1 protein-coding gene is annotated in these 402 nt (G+C 59.7%); it reads right to left on the bottom strand.

The window, feature by feature from the left end; translation table 11 throughout:
* Positions 1–402: Ig-like domain-containing protein (locus F2S13_RS01855; protein WP_166358444.1), on the bottom strand; the 402-nt coding region annotated here is incomplete at both ends.

Raw genomic sequence — 402 nt, 5'->3', positions numbered from 1 at the left:
GCGCTGAAGCTGCCAGTTTTCCCCGCGACGGTAAAGGAGGCCACACCCAGGACGTTGTCGACATCGCTGTCATTGGTGAGCACGTTACCGGTAGCGGCATGATCTTCGTCGACCGTGTTGGTATCGGTCTTCAGCACGCTCGGGTCATCGACCGGGGTGACGTTGATGGTCAGTGTGCTGGTGGAGCCGGTGTTGGTGGTGTAGGTGACGGTCGGTACGGCGCCGTTCCAGTTCGCCACTGGGGTGAAGGTGTAGTCACCGTTGGCGCTGAGGGTCAGGTTGCCGACATTTTCTATAGTGGCAGTACCACCTGCTGTGTACTCGGTACCACCAACCGTGAACTTGGCCACGCTCAGGACGTTATCGACGTCGCTGTCGTTGCTCAGCACGTTACCGGTGGCG

It is taken from the genome of Pseudomonas akapageensis (assembly GCF_011355085.1).
Classification (GTDB): domain Bacteria; phylum Pseudomonadota; class Gammaproteobacteria; order Pseudomonadales; family Pseudomonadaceae; genus Aquipseudomonas; species Aquipseudomonas akapageensis.
Note: the sequence above shows the minus strand (reverse complement) of the source record. Positions and strands in the feature narration are given on the sequence as shown.